Origin of the sequence: Spirillospora sp. NPDC048911 (assembly GCF_043198015.1) — a bacterium.
Classification (GTDB): Bacteria; Actinomycetota; Actinomycetes; order Streptosporangiales; family Streptosporangiaceae; genus Spirillospora.
Map to the genome: position 1 here is coordinate 18,773 of NZ_JBICUD010000001.1, position 15,447 is coordinate 34,219.

Below are 15,447 nucleotides of genomic sequence, written 5' to 3' on the forward strand. Positions count from 1 at the left end.
ACGTGCGCAGTTCCGTGACGGTGGTCTCCGGCTCCCCTGTGACCAGGAGAAACGATGAGATATCTGTCGTACGCCGCTCCGCTCGTGGCCACCGTCCTGCTGACTGGGGCGGTTGAGACGCCACAGGCCACGGCGCTTCCGAGCGTCAACATGGAAGCCACCGTCAAGGCGGCGCAGATCGACCCGCGACGGCCTGACGACACGCTCACTCCGGGCGCCCAGGCCAGCGTTCTTCTGGTCGAACAAGCATTGCGCGACCGGCAGTTGCTCGACACGAAGTGGGTGGACGGTTACTTCGGCACCACGACGATCGCCGCCTTCGCGAAGTACCAGAAGTCACTCGGCTATACCGGCCTCGACGCCAACGGCCTGCCGGGAAAGACGTCGCTCGCCAAGCTCGGGGAGGGGCGTTTCACGGTCGTCCGTGTCATCGAGCCGGGTGCTCGGGTGTCCACTGGCGGGTTCGTCATCAATACCCGCACGCAGAAGATGCTGGCCGAGGCGACGCGGCTGCTCGGCCGCGCCCTCGTGCTCGAGCAGGGTTCGTACAACCCCGGCGGTGACCCCACGTCCGCGGGCACCCACGACGGTGGCGGCGTCGTCGACATCTCGGTCGAGGGGATGAGCGCGGCCACCCGGACCTCGGCCGCCCGCGCGCTGCGCCGCGTCGGCTTCGCGGCATGGGTGCGCAACCCCGATCAGGGCGATTGGCCGTGGCACATCCACGCCGCCGCCATCAGCGACACCGACCTGTCCAGCCAGGCCCAGCACCAGGTCGGCGACTACTACCTCGGTCTGAACGGGCTCGCCGACCGTGGTCCGGACGACGGTCCGAAGGTCACCATCCGCACTTGGGAGGAGTACCAGCTCAGCTGAACCGTCCGCAGAACTGAAGGAGAACGACATGCGTGGGCTCGCCAAAATCCTCACTGCGACGACCGTTGCGATGGCACCGCTCGCCCTCATCTCGCCGGCTTCGGCCGCGAGCCGTGACGGTGTGTGCGACAGCGGAGAGTTCTGCTACTACTACAACAGCGACAACCAGGGCTCAATCTCCGACTTCACCGGCTCGGTCGCCGATTATGGAACCGAACAACCGTCCTGCTACGACTTCAAAGGCGCCGGCAGCGGTCAGGGCCAGTGCATCAAAAACAATGCCGCGTCGGTGTGGAACCGCAGCGCCAAGACCGTCCGGGTCTACTTCAACAGCGACTACGGCGGCACATACCAAGACTTCGCGGCAAGCGCCAAAGGCAACCTGAATGCCAGCCTGAAGAACCAGAACGCCTCCCACGAGTTCGGCCCGACAGCGCGCACGAACATGTCGTACGGGCTGTACAGCGCGAGCGGCGGCACCATCACCTGCGGATTCGACGGCTACACCACCACGCCCGGCCGGCACGAAGGCATCGACATCGCCCGGGGCATCGGCTCCGACGTGCACGCCCTGGTGAGCGGTGAGGTCATCTACATCGCACGCGGCGCCAACGGCAGCGGCGGGCTCTCCACGATCTCCATCTACAACTCCTCGCTGAACAAGACGGTCATCTACCTGCACTCCGCTCCGCGGTCCGCCCTGGCCGTCGGCCAGTCGATCAGCCGCGACCAGGTCATCGCGGACGAGGCGTGGCGCGGGATCTCGTCCAGCTCGGGCGCGCACACGCACGTCGAGATGCGCCTCGGACGGCAGACGCACGCGGCCAAGAGCGTCAACGACCCGACGCTGGACAACCCGAACCCGACGACGTTCTGGAACTCGCAGGGCTACAACGTCCGATAGCGCGCTGCGCCCTTCACAGAAGAGGAGCACGGCTGTGTCGAAAAGAACTGCGCGGCTGGCCGCGGCGGGTGCGGCAATGGCGCTGGGCGGAACCGTCCTCATCATTCCGGCATCGCCCGCCTCGGCGGCAAGCCGTGACGGCGTATGCGACAACGGCGAGTTCTGCTACTACTACAACAGCGACAACCAGGGCTCAATCTCCGACTTCACCGGCTCGGTCGCCGACTACGGAACCGAACAACCCTCCTGCTACGACTTCAAAGGCGCGGGCACCGGTCAGGGCCAGTGCGTGAAGAATCAGGCCGCGTCGGTGTGGAACCGCAGCACCAAAACCGTCCGGGTCTACTTCAACAGCAACTACAGCGGCACGTACCAAGACTTCGCGGCAGGCGCCAAGGGCAACCTGAACGCCGGCCTCAAGAACCAGAACGCCTCCCACGAATTCGGCCCGGCGGGGTGCAAGACCGACGGCACAGACAGCAAACTGCCCACGACGATCCTGGTGTACCGGGTGTCTCTCAATCGCGTGGACAGGGTGTCCTTCGAGACCTACGTCAAGAACGTTCTGCCCAACGAATGGCTCACGAGCTGGCCCGCGGAGTCCCTCAAGGCCGGAGCCATGGCCGTCAAGAGTTTCGGCTGGTACTGGGCGCTGCATTCCACACGCAAGACGTCGAGCGGCCAGTGCTTCGACGTCTACGACACCACCTCTAGCCAGGTGTACAAGCCCGGCTCCGCGGTGGCGTCGACGAACGCCGCGGTGGACGCGACGTGGGGCACCCGGATGACTCGCGACGGAAAGATTCTGCAGGCCCACTACTGCGCCACGACGACCGCCTGCGGCGCCTGGGTCAACGGAGACTGGATGTCCCAGTACGGCTCACGCGACAAGGCCAACGCGGGCCAGAGCTACTCCACCATCCTCAGGTACTACTACAGCGGGATCGCCCTCTCCTGAATCCGCGACTAGTTCCCCGCCGTGTCCTACCACGGCGGGGAACTAAGGGCCCTTGACGATGACCTGAAAGTTGACCGGCCGGTTTCCGGGGAACGCGACCCGTCCCGAAGCGTCCACCATCTTGAACCGCACGTAGCACAACCCCGGTTTCCTCGGCGTCGTGATATGGGTGCGGATGTCGACCACCTTTCCGGGGGGCGTGTCGTCGATCGGCACGTCGGAGATGGTCTGGCATTGATCGGCTTGTTGCGGGAGGTCGAGGCGACGCAGCGAATACCCCTCCCAGGGCACCGTCCCGGCGTTCTTGAGGCGCCATACCTTGGTGATGACCTTGCCGGCGCCGACGCGCGCGCAGTCGGGCAGCGTGACGTCCGCGATGAACATGGCCGCGTCGCCCTCGTGCGTCGGCGGGGCGGGCGCCGGGTTGGAGACGTGCACCGGGCAGTCGGCCGCGGTGAGCGCGACCTTCGACGCGCTGACGGGCGGTTTCGGAACGTTCCCAACAGGCCCGGAACCGCGATCGGCCATGACGAGAACCACCGTCGCCACACCAGCGATCCCCGCTGCCAGCACGACCGTGGCCGAGCGGAACCGCCGGCTCATCGGCGCTGGGAGGGCCGGCTGGGCAACGGCTGCGATCTCGTCGGACGGCAGTGCCGGCGCAGGCACCAACGCCGGGAGCTCACCGGCCGATCGGGGCACGACCATATGCATGGCATCACGTTCCGCGGAAGCCGCGAGTTCACCAGGCGAACGGGCCATGAAGGCGGCGGGACGCCCGGCGGCCGTCAACCTGACCGTCCGGTTCGCCCTCTCCCACCGCTCGCGGTACGCGGCGGGGTCCGCGCCACACGCCTTGACGAACTCGACGGTGGTCGCCCAGCTCGGAAGCCTGTTGCCCTTGGTGGCCTCGTACAACGTCGTGTGCGAGATCGCCCCGGACCGACCTGACATTTCCCGGAACGGTGGATTGCCGACTGACCTGCGCAGTTCCCGCAGCACCGTCGCGAAGCCCGCGATCGCCTCCGCCTGTGCACGCATGCCGTCCACCGCCTGAAGCTAACCCGCCCACGATCTTCACTCAAGGCCCCAAAATGATCTTTACGGACAAGCCTGGGCAAACGTGCCCCCTCGCCTTGCGATCCGGCGAGGGGGCGTTCCGCTTCAGAGCTTGCCTACTCCGGCGCCCGCGGTGACGGTGGCCTTGACGCTGGACGCCGACTCGCCGGGGTAGGAGTACGGGATCGCCGCCACGGAACCGGGGTTGCGGGTGACGATCGTCCCCGAACCCACCAGGTGGTTGCCGGACTCCCGGATGTTGCCCTCGGCAGAGTCGCCCTCCTTGATGGAGGTGGGGCGGCGGACGTTCTCGTAGTAGTTGCGGTCGACGAACACGCCCGCACCCATGGTGGACGCGGTGCCGTAACTGCCGATGTTGCTGTAGTAGTTGTTCACTACGTGCACCGGGTTGGCGAAGCGTACGCGCGGGTGGCGCTGGTTGGTGCCCTGGAACCAGTTGTGCGCGTAGGTCACGCGCAGGCGACCCCGGTCCGTCGAGCCGTTGTTGTCGGAGTGGCCGATCAGCGCTGTCTTGTCGTGGTCGTGGAAGCGGTTCCAGGACACGGTGACGAAGTCCGAACCGTTCTTAATGTCGAGCAGCCCGTCGTAGGCCTTGGACAGGTCGTTGTGGTCGACCCAGATATTGGTCGCGCCGTCCTGGATGCTGATGGCGTCGTCGCCCGAGCCGCTGAAGCTCAGGTTGCGGACGATGACGTTGCGGGAGCCGTCCATGGTGAGGCCGCCGCCGGTGATGCGGCCGCTGGTGCCCACACCGATGATCGTCTTGTTGGAGCCGACCTTCTGCATCCCGGACAGGTAGATGTTCCCGTTGACCTGGATGATGCGGCGGGTGTCCCCGGTGACCTGCTGGATGAGCTGGGAGGCGTTGGTGACGGTCACCGTGGTGCCGCCCGCGCCGCCGGTGGTGCCGCCGTTCATGCTCGCGTAGCCGACGGGGCTGCTCTCCGGCGCGGCGGCGGCGACGGGACGGGTGGACACCTTCGTCTCGTACGACCCGACGACCATGACGGTTGACGCGGCTGCCAGGGCGATGAGCGTCTTCTTCATGGGGTTGCTCCTCTTAGCGGGTGTAGACCGATGGCTGGGCGGGGGCGGACATGCGGCCGCCGATGAAGAAGCTGGGGTGGGGCGGCTGGTTGTAGGCGGTGTTCTGCCAGGCCAGGGCGACGCGGTACTGCGTGTCGTGCTGCAGGGTGTAGATCTTCCGGTCCGTCACGGCGCGGGTTGTGTGGATCCGCAGTTTGGTGTTGTCGGTGGTCCGCCAGATCACCTCTTCCCGCCAGTCGCCGAACAGGTCGCCGGACAGCGCCGGGGTGGCCTTGGTGCCGTTGTTGGACGCGACGCCCGAGCCGGTGAGGAGGCGGGTGTCGCCGTCGGGGCCGTACTTGTCGATCTGGGTGCGGTCCAGCAACTCGCGGACCGGGTCGGCGTCCCACCAGATCAGGAAGTTCATCGACGACGGCTTGCGGCCGGCGTTGTTGCCGGTGACGCTGCGCAGGTCGCCGTCGGCGGCCGACCAGAACTCGCCGCCGGGCCGGCCGTTCCAGATGTCGCCGCCCACGCCGCGTCCGTTGTCGCCGCTCGCGGGCGTGGACCACAGGACCTGGCCGGTGCGGGCGTCGGCGTACCAGGACGACGGCTTGGCGGAGCTTTCGCTGACCTTGAAGTACTCCAGGCCGGGACGGGCCGGGTCGAAGTCGCCGAGGTGCGCGGCGTCGCCGTGGCCGAGTTTGGTCGTCCACAGGCCGTTGCCGTCGTCGTCGACGGCCATCGCGCCGTAGACGATCTCATCGCGGCCGTCGGCGTCGACGTCGCCGACGGTCAGCGCGTGGTTGCCCTGCCCGTCGTAGCCCTTGCCGGTGTTGGTGGAGCTGCTGGTGTCGAACGTCCAGCGGCGCGTGAAACGGCCGTCGCGCCAGTCCCACGCGGCGATCACCGAGCGGGTGTAGTAGCCGCGCGCCATGATCAGGCTGGGCCGCGAGCCGTCCAGGTACGCGGTGCCCGCGAGGAAGCGGTCGACGCGATTGCCGTAGGTGTCGCCCCATGAGCCGACATTGCCGCGCGCCGGTACGTAGTCGACGGTCTGCATGGCGGCGCCGGTCTGGCCGTTGAACATGGTGAGGAACTCGGGGCCGGTCAGGATGTAGCCGCCGGAGTTGCGGTGGTCGGCGGAGGCGTTGCCGATGACCTTTCCGGTGCCGTCGACGGTGCCGTCGGCGGTCTTCATCGCCACCTCGGCCTTACCGTCGCCGTCATAGTCGTACACCTGGAACTGGGTGTAATGGGCGCCCGCGCGGATGTTGCGGCCCAGGTTGACGCGCCAGAGGCGGGTGCCGTTGAGCCGGTAGGCATCGAGGTAAACCGGGTCGGTGACGCCGGACTGGGAGTTGTCCTTGGCGTTGGCCGGATCCCATTTGAGGACGATCTCCTGCCGCCCGTCGCCATCGAGGTCGCCCACGCTGGCGTCATTGGCGCTGTAGGTGGACGACGGCGGCTGGATCGGCACATCCAGAGTGCCGTCACCGAACCGCAGCGACGGCTCGGACGCCGGGCCCTCTGCGCCGTCGACCACCGGCCGCACCGTGTACGTGGCGTCGGCCGGGGCGCCCGCGTCGAAGTAGTTGGTCGAGTTGATGACCGACGCGACGCGCGTGGAGCCGCGGTAGAGGTTGAACGTGGTGCTCGCGGCGTCCGTGCCGAGCAGGCGCCAGCCGACGTAGTTGCCGGTGCCGGACCGCACGCTGATCAGGCCACGATCCAGGTCCTCGACCTGCCGAGCCGCCACGGCACGGCCGGCCAGGTCGACGACGGCGCGGTGGCCGACGGCGGCGCGGGAATCGACGACGGCGCGGTGGGCGATAGTGACCGGGTGGTCACTGGCCTGGCTGGCCACGGCCGTGAGGGTGGCCGTGGCCAGGGCGATTGATATGAGCGGCGGTTTGGCCAGGGCGTGCCTGCGGGGCGATGGGCGGGGGGCTCGTGTCACGACTTCTCCCTTGGGAGGATCTCGGCGGTGCTCGCATCGCCGGGAAAGGGCTTTCCACAGCCCTAGTCGTCACGGCCCATCGTGGGGTAGGCCCGTTTCGCTTATTTCATGCCCCGCCTCATCGGCCCGTGAAGCGGGGCTCCCTCTTCTCCAGGAAGGCTCGCATGCCTTCGGTCTGGTCGTCGCCTGCGAAGAGTGCGTGGAAGAGCCTCCGTTCGAACAGCACGCCCTCGCGCAGGGAGGTCTCCTCGGCGCGGTTGACCGCCTCTCGGGCGGCCAAGAGCGCCGGTTTGCTGTACGAGGCGATCGTCGCGGCCGTCTCGGCGGCCTCTGCCTGGAGTCTCGCGGCGGGTACGACGCGGGACACCAGCCCGGCACGTTCGGCCTCGGCGGCGTCGATGGTGCGGCCGGTGAGGATCATGTCCATCGCGCGGGCCCGGCCGACCAGGCGGGTGAGCCGCTGGGTGCCGCCGATGCCGGGGATCACGCCCAGCCGGATCTCGGGCTGGCCGAACCGGGCGTCGTCCGCCGCGATGATCACGTCGCACATCATCGCCAGCTCGCAGCCGCCGCCGAGGGCGTGGCCGGCCACGGCGGCGAGCTTGGGCGTGCGCAGCGCGGCGAACGTCTCCCAGCCGGCGAAGAAGTCCTCGTCCAGCAGTTCCATCGGCGTCTTGGGCGCCATCTCCTTGATGTCGGCCCCGGCCGCGAACGCGCGCTCGGAGCCGGTGATGACGAAGCAGCCCACGTCCGGGTCGCGGTCGAGCGGCGCCAGCGCGCCGACCAGGTCCTCCATGAGCGCGGTGTTGAGCGCGTTGAGCACCTCGGGACGGTGCAGCCGCGCGGTGACGACCCGGCCCTCACGTTCGATCTTGACGTTCATGCGTCCCTCCTCAGGAGTCCCAGATCGCGCCGAACGCGGGGATGCCGCGCCGTTCCAGACCGTGCACGACCTGCCAGGTGAGCTTCTTGTTGGAGATGCAGATGACTGCCTCGGCACCGAAGTCCTCGTACGCCTGGTAGGCCAGCCGCACCATGTCGGGTTTGCCGCGCTCGGCGGTGTCCCACAGCACCGCGTCGGGCTGGACGTCGAGGATCTCGTCGATGAGCGCGTCGCCGAACGTCTCCCGGTGCCGCCGCGCCGCCCACACCAGCCGGGCGGGCACCTCCTGGGCGAGCAGGTGCGGCAGGCACGGCCCGATCCCGCTGCCGGTGGCGACGTAGACGACCTTCGTGAACAGGGTCTCGATGTTGGCGACGCCCGCGGTGGTGATGCCCTTGACCCACACGTGCGAGGGCAGGTCGTCGATGAACGACCCCGTCCAGTCGCCGGCGCGGGAGATGGTGAGGCGGAACCCCGACCTGCCCGGCGAGGGGACGTTGGCGAACGAGTGCCATTCCAGCAGCGGGTTCCGGCTGACCGCGGTGGACGATCCGGCGAACGGGGTCACGCCATGGTCGAAGTGCGCCAGCACCACATGCGACGAGGGACGGTCGAGGACGACCGGGACCCGCCGCAGCCGCAGCCACGGCAACGCGATGCTGAACGTGATCACGGCCAGGACCCACACGCTCGGCGCCGTCGCCAAGCCCTGCCCGGTGGCCCGCGCGAAGAGAATCGTCTGAGTCCAGAACAGCGCGAGCACGGCCCAGCCCGCGAAGCGATGCGTCCGTTCGAACACGTCGTGGCGCTTGGCGCGCAACGGCGGCAGCGCCGTGACGACCATGCCGGCGAGCAGCCCGACGAGCGCGTAGGAGACGGCGAGCGTGCCCGCCGTGGCGCCACCGCCCAGGTCGCGGACGGCGTGGTGGGTGAGCCCGCCCACCAGCGCCAGGAACCAGAGCGTTCCCGCGACGGTGCCGCCGACGTGCATGCCGCCGAAGTGGTACACCTTGCCCAGCGTCCAGCGGATCTTCAGCGGCCAGCGGGTGGACGGCAGCGTCGCGATCCTGAAGAACAGGTTGATGAGGTACTGCTGGCGGACGATCACGGCGAGCGCGAAGTTCGCCAGCGCCGCGTACGACAGGGCGCGCAGGTCGACGCCGCCGCGCGTCCACCAGCCGCCCGCGCCCAGCCCGTGCACGAGCGGCACGAGGTTGGCGGCCAGCACGAGGGCGGCGAGCCGGTTGTAGTGCATCAGCCGCGGATGCTTGAACGCGCGCCGCAGCGGCGAGGCCGGCGGCGGGAGCTCGACGGCGAGATCGACTTGAGTGGTGGTCATGAGGCGACCTCCGCGTGCGCGGTCGCCAGGCGCAGGAGCGCGGTCTTGTCGACCTTGCCCCGGCTGGTCATCGGGAGTTCCGGCAGCGGGTGCACGGCGGCCGGGACGCAGTAGTACGGCAGCGCGTCGCCGACCGCGCGGCGGGCCGCCTCCGGATCGAGGTGAGCGGGGGCGACGAACGAGACGAGTGTCCGCTCGTCCAGCTTGAGCGTGGCCGCGCGGCCGCATCCCGGCACGGACTCCAGCACGGCCGAGACCGCGTCCAGCTCGACCCGGAACCCGCGGATCTTGACCTGGTCGTCCGTGCGGCCGAGGTGTTCCAGCTCGCCGTCGGGCGTCCAGCGGCCGAGATCACGAGTGCGGAACATCAGCCGCTCACCCCCGAGGAACGGGTCGGGGACGTAGCGTTCGGCGTTCAGCTCGGGATCGCCCAGATACCCGGCGGACACGCAGTCGCCTCCCGCCCACATCTCGCCGGCCTCGCCGATCGGCAGCGGGCGCCGGTGCTCGTCGAGGACGTAGACGGTGTTGTTGGGCGTGGGGCGGCCGATGGTCAGGCGGATCGCGGCCGGGTCGTGCCGCTGCATGGTGTTGACGATGGTGGTCTCGGTGGGGCCGCAGCCGTTGTAGAACGCGCAGAAGGACGCCCAGCGGTCGGCGAGCGCTCGCGGGCACGGCTCCCCCGCCACAGCGGCCACCTCGACACGGCCGCACCGCGCGGGATCGACCGAGGCCAGGATCGTGGGCGTCGCGATCACCACGTGCACGTTCTCCACGGTCTCGGCGATGTCCTTGCCGCGGATCACGAGCGTCGCGCCATGGCTCAGCGCGCCCAGGATCTCCCAGGCGGCCATGTCGAACGCGATGTTGAGGATCTGCCCCACCCGCTGCCCTGGCCGCATGCCGAGGTCGCCCGGCGCGGTGAGCAGGAGGTTGCAGACGTTGCGATGCGTCACCTTGACGCCGTTGGGCCGTCCGGTGGTGCCCGAGGTGAACAGCACGTAGCAGCCGCCATCAGAACTCGGCAGCGGCAGCTCGCCGCTATCCGGAGTGTCAACAGCATCAACGGGCAGGCAGACGTGCCCCTCGGGGACGGGCACACGATCGCGAACGTCCGACTGCGTGAGGATCACCCGGGTCCCCGCCGCGGCGATGACGTGGCGAAGGTGAGCCTCCGGGGCGGCGCCGACGTCCTGCGGCACGTACGCGGCGCCCGCCTTCAGCGCGGCCAGCAGGCCGATCACCATCGGGACGCCGCGCCGCACGAACAGCGCCACGTTGTCGCCGGGCCGGACACCGTGTCCGGCCAGCAGGACGGCCAGCCGCCCCGCCCGCCGATCGAGCTCGCCATAAGTGATCGTCTCGTCGCCGTGCTCGACGGCGACCGCGTGCGGGATCTCGGCGGCCCACTGCTCGACCGCGTGATGAATGCGCGTGTACGGAAGGGGCTGCTCCACGCCCTGTCCGAACCGCCGGAAAAGCCGGCGATCCTCCGGGGAGAGATGCTCAAGCAGCGGGGGTGACCAGGGGATTTCGTTCGGGCAGGCAAGGACCTTGTGATCCCTCATGACTCTCCTTCACAGGGGGTGTCAGAGATCACAATCGAAACAAAAGGTTCAGATTTTAACAACCAACCCCAGGCACTATTTCTCGACCTTTCGACCACCCTCGCCTCAACCACGTACGGAACGCGGCCACGGTTCACCCCGCCATGAAAGATCGTGAAAACACGCCGAATCAGCCGGTGACGACCGCCTCGCGCGATATCCCACCCCAAACCGGACGACGCGATACAGACGACGAAACCGGCACGATACATCCGATATCAGGACGTCCACCGGGAAAGCGCGTCAGGCATCTCGCACCGGTCGGCTCGCAGGGAGCCGAGCACCTCGGGGGAACGTTTCGGTGGTCACTTTCACGGGCGACCTCCGCTCGCGAAGGGCCGTCTCTGATCCATTGTTCGATTGGCGGAAAAATGACGGGGTGGGGGCGGGAATTGCTGCTTACACTCGGTTTATGAGGCCGTCGGCGACCGTGGTGCTCGACCCTGACAGGGTGCTCGTCGAGCGGGATGGGATCGCTCTGAAACGAGCTTGCGCGCTGGTCGAAGAGGTCATGGGCCATGTGGCCGAAGATCCCGAGGTGCGTGCGGCACGCGGCGTGTGCGTGCTGTCGGACGAGCGGTTCGCGGAGGCCAAGAGCAAGGTCACCCGCCCGGAGAACGTGAAGCGAATCGTGCGCCATGTCGCCGGAAGGCATCCCCGGTTTCTGGTGTGGCTGGCCCGTGGGCGGGTCTCGCGAGGCGTGAACGTCTACGGCTGGCTCGCGGTGGCAGCGTTGTGGGCACCCTCACCGTTCCGGTCCTGGATCGATGACTATCTGTTCGGCAGGGTCGCGCGCCATGCTCCGTGGCGGACCACGTTGCACGAGTTCGTGATCCAGCAGGTGCGGCGGCAGATCAACGAGATCCATTCGGAGATTCTTTTCTCCCATGAGCTTCCGACGTACCACGGCCGCCCGAACGCGACGCTCGACCCGTCCATCCTGCGCGGGCTGACCGCCGCCACCGATCCCGCGGCCAAACCCGCGATTCCCAGCCTGACGGAGATCGAGCGGCTGACCGAACGGACGGCGGCGGGGGCGATCGGGATCAGCGGGCGGCGCGGGGCCGGAAAGTCCACCGCGATCGCGCGGTTCTGCGAGTCCCGGTACGGCAGCACCGGCCCGGAGCACCGGGGCGGCCGGTGCGCGGAGGGCATGCCCGGACTGCGGTTCGTGATCAAGGCACCGGTGCGGTACGACGCGCGCGAGTTCCTCATCCACCTCTACAGCCGGCTCTGCGAGACCGTCCTCGCCGACCCCCGGCTCAAGCCATGGAGCCGGCGCCGCTTTCCGGTGCGGCAGGCCGCCGCCGCGGTGATGCTGTTCGCCTGTGCGGCCATGGTCTTCTTGGCGGTACGAGGCGGCCGGCCGGACTGGAGCTGGTTCTCACCGCGCGTGCAAGCCTGGATCGCCGCGTCCGCCTGCGGAATCGCGGCGCTGCTGCTCGCCGGATGGCGGAGCCGGCAGGCCCTGATCGAACGGCGCGGGACCATCATGCTGGCCGTCGACGCCCGCGAGCGGCTCGAGCGGCTCCACTACCAGCGGAAGGTCACCACGGCCCGCCAGCTGGGATTCGCGACCTCCGGCGCCACCGTCGGCACGTCCGGTTCGAAGGAGATGGCCGAGCAGGTCATGACGCTCCCCGAACTGATCGACGACTACCGTGACTTCGCCGAGCGCACGGTCGCGGCGCTGAGGCAGCTCCAGCTGACCGGCGGGCCGCCCGAGTCGGAGGCGGCGGTACGGCTGGTCATCGGGATCGACGAGATCGACCGCATCGACGACGCGGCCGACGCGCATGGCTTCCTGGACGACATCAAGGCCGTGTTCGGCACTCCGTACACGGTCTATCTGGTCGCGGTCCGCCCGGAGGCGCTGCTGGCGTACCCGCGGGACGGCTCGGTCCGCCCGCCGGCGCTCGGCGGCGTCTTCGACGAGACGGTGTGGATCGATCCCCTTCCGGTCGAGGGCGCCGTCGACGTGCTCGCCGACCGGGTCGTCGGGCTGCCCGTCCCGTTCGTGCTGCTGTGCCACTGCCTCTCGGGCGGCTTCCCGGAAGACCTGGTGCGGATCGCCCGGCAGGTCTACGGCGTGACGGTCCCGGACGGAGACGGTTCGCATCTCCCGGGTGCCGGTCTCGACGTGATCGCGAATCGCGTGGTGGCCGAGGAGATCAAGCTCCTCGCCCGCCGCGCCTTCATCCAGGCGGGCCAGCTGGACGTGGCCGACAGCAGTACCCTCCTCGATCTCCTGAACGACCACGACGCGCTCGTGCCGAAGGGCAGATGCGACGTGGCGGCGAGACTCCAGACGGTCTTCGACCTGCACGGCGACGATCCGGCCAAATGGAAGCGCTTCGCCGACGCCGAGGGCCGCCTGAGCTCGGCCGCCCATGTCTGCGACAGCTTCGCCACCAGCCTGTACTTCCTGCTGACCGTCCACGAGATGTTCGTCGGCGACCTGGCCGAGGACGCCTGGAAGCAGCTGGAGCTCAGCCGCCGCGTCCAGGACTACGGCGACTGCGAGCCGTTCCGTGGCCTCGCCGAGGCCCGCGAGGTCGTCACCACCAGCCCGTACCTCGCCTGGGAACGGGTGAGCAAGGCCCGCGAGGCCGCCCGCCCGGGATCGAGCGTGCAGCCCAGATTCCTGGGTGCCATCTCCGCACAGCCATGATCCAAGGCTTGGCGGAGCATGAACGATCTCATCGGGGTGGCGGGGCGGTGGAGGCTCGGGGGACCAGGGTCATGGGGAGGGGGCGCGGGGTGGTGGGGTGGCCGTCCATCGCCTGGAGCAGTGTTTGGAGGCTCAGGGCGCCCAGCTCTTCGGCCGGCGCTATGACGGTGGAGAGCTGGGGAGTCGCGGCCTCGGAGAGCAGGGTGCCGGCGAAGCCGATGATCGACAGTTCGGCGGGGACCGGGATGCGGAGGTCGTGGGCGGCCATGAGCGCGCCGGCGGCGAGCAGGTCGTCGTCGCAGAACAGGGCGGTCGGCCTCGGTGTCATGGACAGGAGCTGGTGGGCGGCGCCGCGGGCGGCCTGGAGGCTGAAACCGGCGAGCACCTCGGGGGCGTCGAGGCCGGCCTGGTCGAGCTCGCGGCGCCAGCGGGAGGCCCGGGCCTTGAAGGTCGTGGGCGGCAGATCGGTGCCGAGGTGGGCGATCCGGCGATGGCCGAGGTCGAGCAGGTGCCCGACCGCCGCCGTCGTGCCCTGCCGGACGTCGAGCAGGACGCTGGTGTACCCGTCGGCGACGGCCTCGATGAGGACGGTGGGGCCGGGGGCGGCGGACGGCGGTTCGATCCCGAACAACATCATCGCGTCGATGGCGGCGGCGTTGAGGGCGCTCATGGCGGTGAGCTGCCAGTCCCTGTCGGGGCCGGGTTCGATGAGCGCGACGGTGATTCCGTGGGCGCGCCCGGCCCGCTGCGCGCCGCGCAACACGTGGCCCAGGAAGGGGTTGGTGACGTCGGGCACCAGCAGGCCGACCGTGCGGGTGCGTCCGGCGCGCAGGGTGCTGGCGGAGGTGTGCGGCCGGTAGCCGAGTCGCGTGGCGGCGTGCCGCACGCGTTCCTCTACTTCGGCCGAGACCCGGCCCGTGGTCTTGCCCGAGAACACCAGGGACACCGTGGACTGTGAGACGCCGGCCAGCTTGGCGACGTCATGTCCGGTGGGGCGGTGGTGTCCTGTCATGGCGTGGCGATTCTAGAGAAACTGCGCGTCAGCTCGGCTCGCACCGCGGGTTCGGCGAAGGACGCCTGGACTGCGGCGAGGTTGCAGCGGGCCAGGTCGGCGTCCGTCCAGCCGAAGACACTTCGCAGGCGCTCGTACTCGCGGTCGAGGGTCACGCCGGCGACGGTGCGCGCGTCGGTGCTGATCGACAGCGCGACCCCGGCGCGGCTGAGCCGGTCGACCGGATGGTCGGCGTAGCGGGACACCCGATCGCCCATCGTCTGGACGTTGGACGTGGGGCACACCTCCAGATGGACGCCCTCGGCGATGAGGCGCTGGACGGTGCGCTCGTCCTCGACGCCGCGCACCCCGTGCCCGATCCGCTCGGGGCGCAGACGGTCCAGGACCTCGTTGACTCCGTCCGCGCCGCGCGCCTCGCCGGCGTGCGCGGTGATCCGTACCCCGTGCTCGCGCGCGTGATGGAAGGCCGCGACGTGGGCGTCCAGCCCGAATCCCGCCTCGTCGCCCGCCAGGTCGAACCCGGTGACCACGCCGCCCGCCAGCCGGGCGGCGGCCAGCCGGGCCGTGGCCATGCTCGCGTCGGCGTCGAAGTGCCGCAGCGTGCACAGGATGACGCACGCGCGCACTCCTGTGGCGGCGGCAGCCTCGGCGACCGCGTTCTCGACCACGTCCACGACTTGTTCAGGTCGCATCCCCTCGGCCGTGTGCAGCAGCGGCGCGAACCGGATCTCGGCGTAGGCCACGTTGTCGGCGGCCAGTTGCGCGAACAGGTCGTCGGTGACCAGGCGCAGTGCCGACGGTGACTGCATGAGCTGGACGATCCTGGCGGGCCGGGTCAGGAAGTCGACCAGATTCGTGCACTTGGCCGGAGCGACGTAGTCACGCAGGTACTCGGCCAGGGTCGTGCCCGGACGCAACGCGGCGACGCAGGCGTAGCTGACGCAGCAATCCAGATGCAGATGCAACTCGGCCCTCGGCTGCGCGCTGGGCAAGATCTCCACCGGCCGCAGCTCCTTTTCAGGCGGTCGCCTGGTCATCGAACGTAGAACCCACGGATGTATTTCCGCTGTTGACGCCACATCATACGTTTGACTACCGTCCCGATGTCAAAGACCGGCCACCGCCACGGAA

12 protein-coding genes are annotated in these 15,447 nt (G+C 69.1%); 4 read left to right on the forward strand and 8 right to left on the reverse strand.

Annotated elements, in window-relative coordinates:
- Positions 1 to 54: 54 nt before the first annotated feature.
- Genes ACGFNU_RS00105 through ACGFNU_RS00115 form a run of 3 tightly spaced genes read left to right on the forward strand, consistent with a single transcriptional unit; the run spans position 55 to position 2,738 of the window.
- Positions 55 to 876, forward strand: a complete 822-nt coding sequence (locus ACGFNU_RS00105) for a peptidoglycan-binding protein (RefSeq protein ID WP_392589002.1) — start codon at positions 55 to 57, stop codon at positions 874 to 876.
- A gap of 28 nt (positions 877 to 904) precedes the next feature.
- A complete protein-coding gene (locus ACGFNU_RS00110; protein WP_392589003.1) occupies positions 905 to 1,780 on the forward strand; it encodes a peptidase inhibitor family I36 protein in 876 nt (291 codons plus the stop codon).
- A gap of 34 nt (positions 1,781 to 1,814) precedes the next feature.
- The gene (locus ACGFNU_RS00115; RefSeq protein WP_392589004.1) at positions 1,815 to 2,738 is read left to right on the forward strand and encodes a SpoIID/LytB domain-containing protein; all 924 of its coding nucleotides are present in this window, start codon (positions 1,815 to 1,817) and stop codon (positions 2,736 to 2,738) included.
- Between the two features lie 42 nt (positions 2,739 to 2,780).
- Here the strand turns inward: ACGFNU_RS00115 and ACGFNU_RS00120 are convergent, their stop codons facing one another.
- From ACGFNU_RS00120 to ACGFNU_RS00145, 6 genes are all read right to left on the reverse strand, one after another.
- Positions 2,781 to 3,779 (reverse strand): NBR1-Ig-like domain-containing protein, encoded by a 999-nt coding sequence (locus ACGFNU_RS00120; RefSeq protein WP_392590958.1) that lies wholly within the window; start codon positions 3,777 to 3,779, stop codon positions 2,781 to 2,783.
- 123 nt (positions 3,780 to 3,902) lie between these two features.
- Entirely contained in the window at positions 3,903 to 4,865 is a 963-nt protein-coding gene (locus ACGFNU_RS00125) for a polysaccharide lyase family 1 protein (protein ID WP_392589005.1), read from the reverse strand.
- Between the two features lie 13 nt (positions 4,866 to 4,878).
- Positions 4,879 to 6,804 carry a rhamnogalacturonan lyase gene (locus tag ACGFNU_RS00130; protein ID WP_392589006.1) on the reverse strand — a complete coding sequence of 642 codons (1,926 nt, stop codon included), beginning with the start codon at positions 6,802 to 6,804 and terminating at the stop codon, positions 4,879 to 4,881.
- A 118-nt stretch (positions 6,805 to 6,922) separates the two neighbouring features.
- Positions 6,923 to 7,687: an enoyl-CoA hydratase-related protein gene (locus ACGFNU_RS00135; RefSeq protein ID WP_392589007.1), complete on the reverse strand. Its 765-nt coding sequence runs from the start codon at positions 7,685 to 7,687 to the stop codon at positions 6,923 to 6,925.
- A gap of 10 nt (positions 7,688 to 7,697) precedes the next feature.
- The gene (locus ACGFNU_RS00140; protein ID WP_392589008.1) at positions 7,698 to 9,026 is read right to left on the reverse strand and encodes a hypothetical protein; all 1,329 of its coding nucleotides are present in this window, start codon (positions 9,024 to 9,026) and stop codon (positions 7,698 to 7,700) included.
- Positions 9,023 to 10,594: an amino acid adenylation domain-containing protein gene (locus ACGFNU_RS00145; RefSeq protein ID WP_392589009.1), complete on the reverse strand. Its 1,572-nt coding sequence runs from the start codon at positions 10,592 to 10,594 to the stop codon at positions 9,023 to 9,025. The genes ACGFNU_RS00140 and ACGFNU_RS00145 overlap by 4 nt, the downstream gene beginning before the upstream one ends.
- A 451-nt stretch (positions 10,595 to 11,045) precedes the next feature.
- Between ACGFNU_RS00145 and ACGFNU_RS00150 the strand changes: the two genes are divergently transcribed.
- The gene (locus ACGFNU_RS00150) at positions 11,046 to 13,304 is read left to right on the forward strand and encodes a hypothetical protein (RefSeq protein WP_392589010.1); all 2,259 of its coding nucleotides are present in this window, start codon (positions 11,046 to 11,048) and stop codon (positions 13,302 to 13,304) included.
- Between the two features lie 28 nt (positions 13,305 to 13,332).
- On the opposite strand, the gene ACGFNU_RS00155 is transcribed toward ACGFNU_RS00150, so the two are convergent.
- Together ACGFNU_RS00155 and add are read right to left on the reverse strand one after the other, a co-directional pair.
- Complete coding sequence (locus ACGFNU_RS00155) at positions 13,333 to 14,316, reverse strand: LacI family DNA-binding transcriptional regulator (protein ID WP_392589011.1); 984 nt, start codon at positions 14,314 to 14,316, stop codon at positions 13,333 to 13,335.
- Positions 14,313 to 15,317, reverse strand: a complete 1,005-nt coding sequence (gene add / locus ACGFNU_RS00160; RefSeq protein WP_392589012.1) for an adenosine deaminase — start codon at positions 15,315 to 15,317, stop codon at positions 14,313 to 14,315. Before add ends, ACGFNU_RS00155 begins: the two co-directional genes overlap by 4 nt.
- Between the last annotated feature and the right edge of the window lie 130 nt (positions 15,318 to 15,447).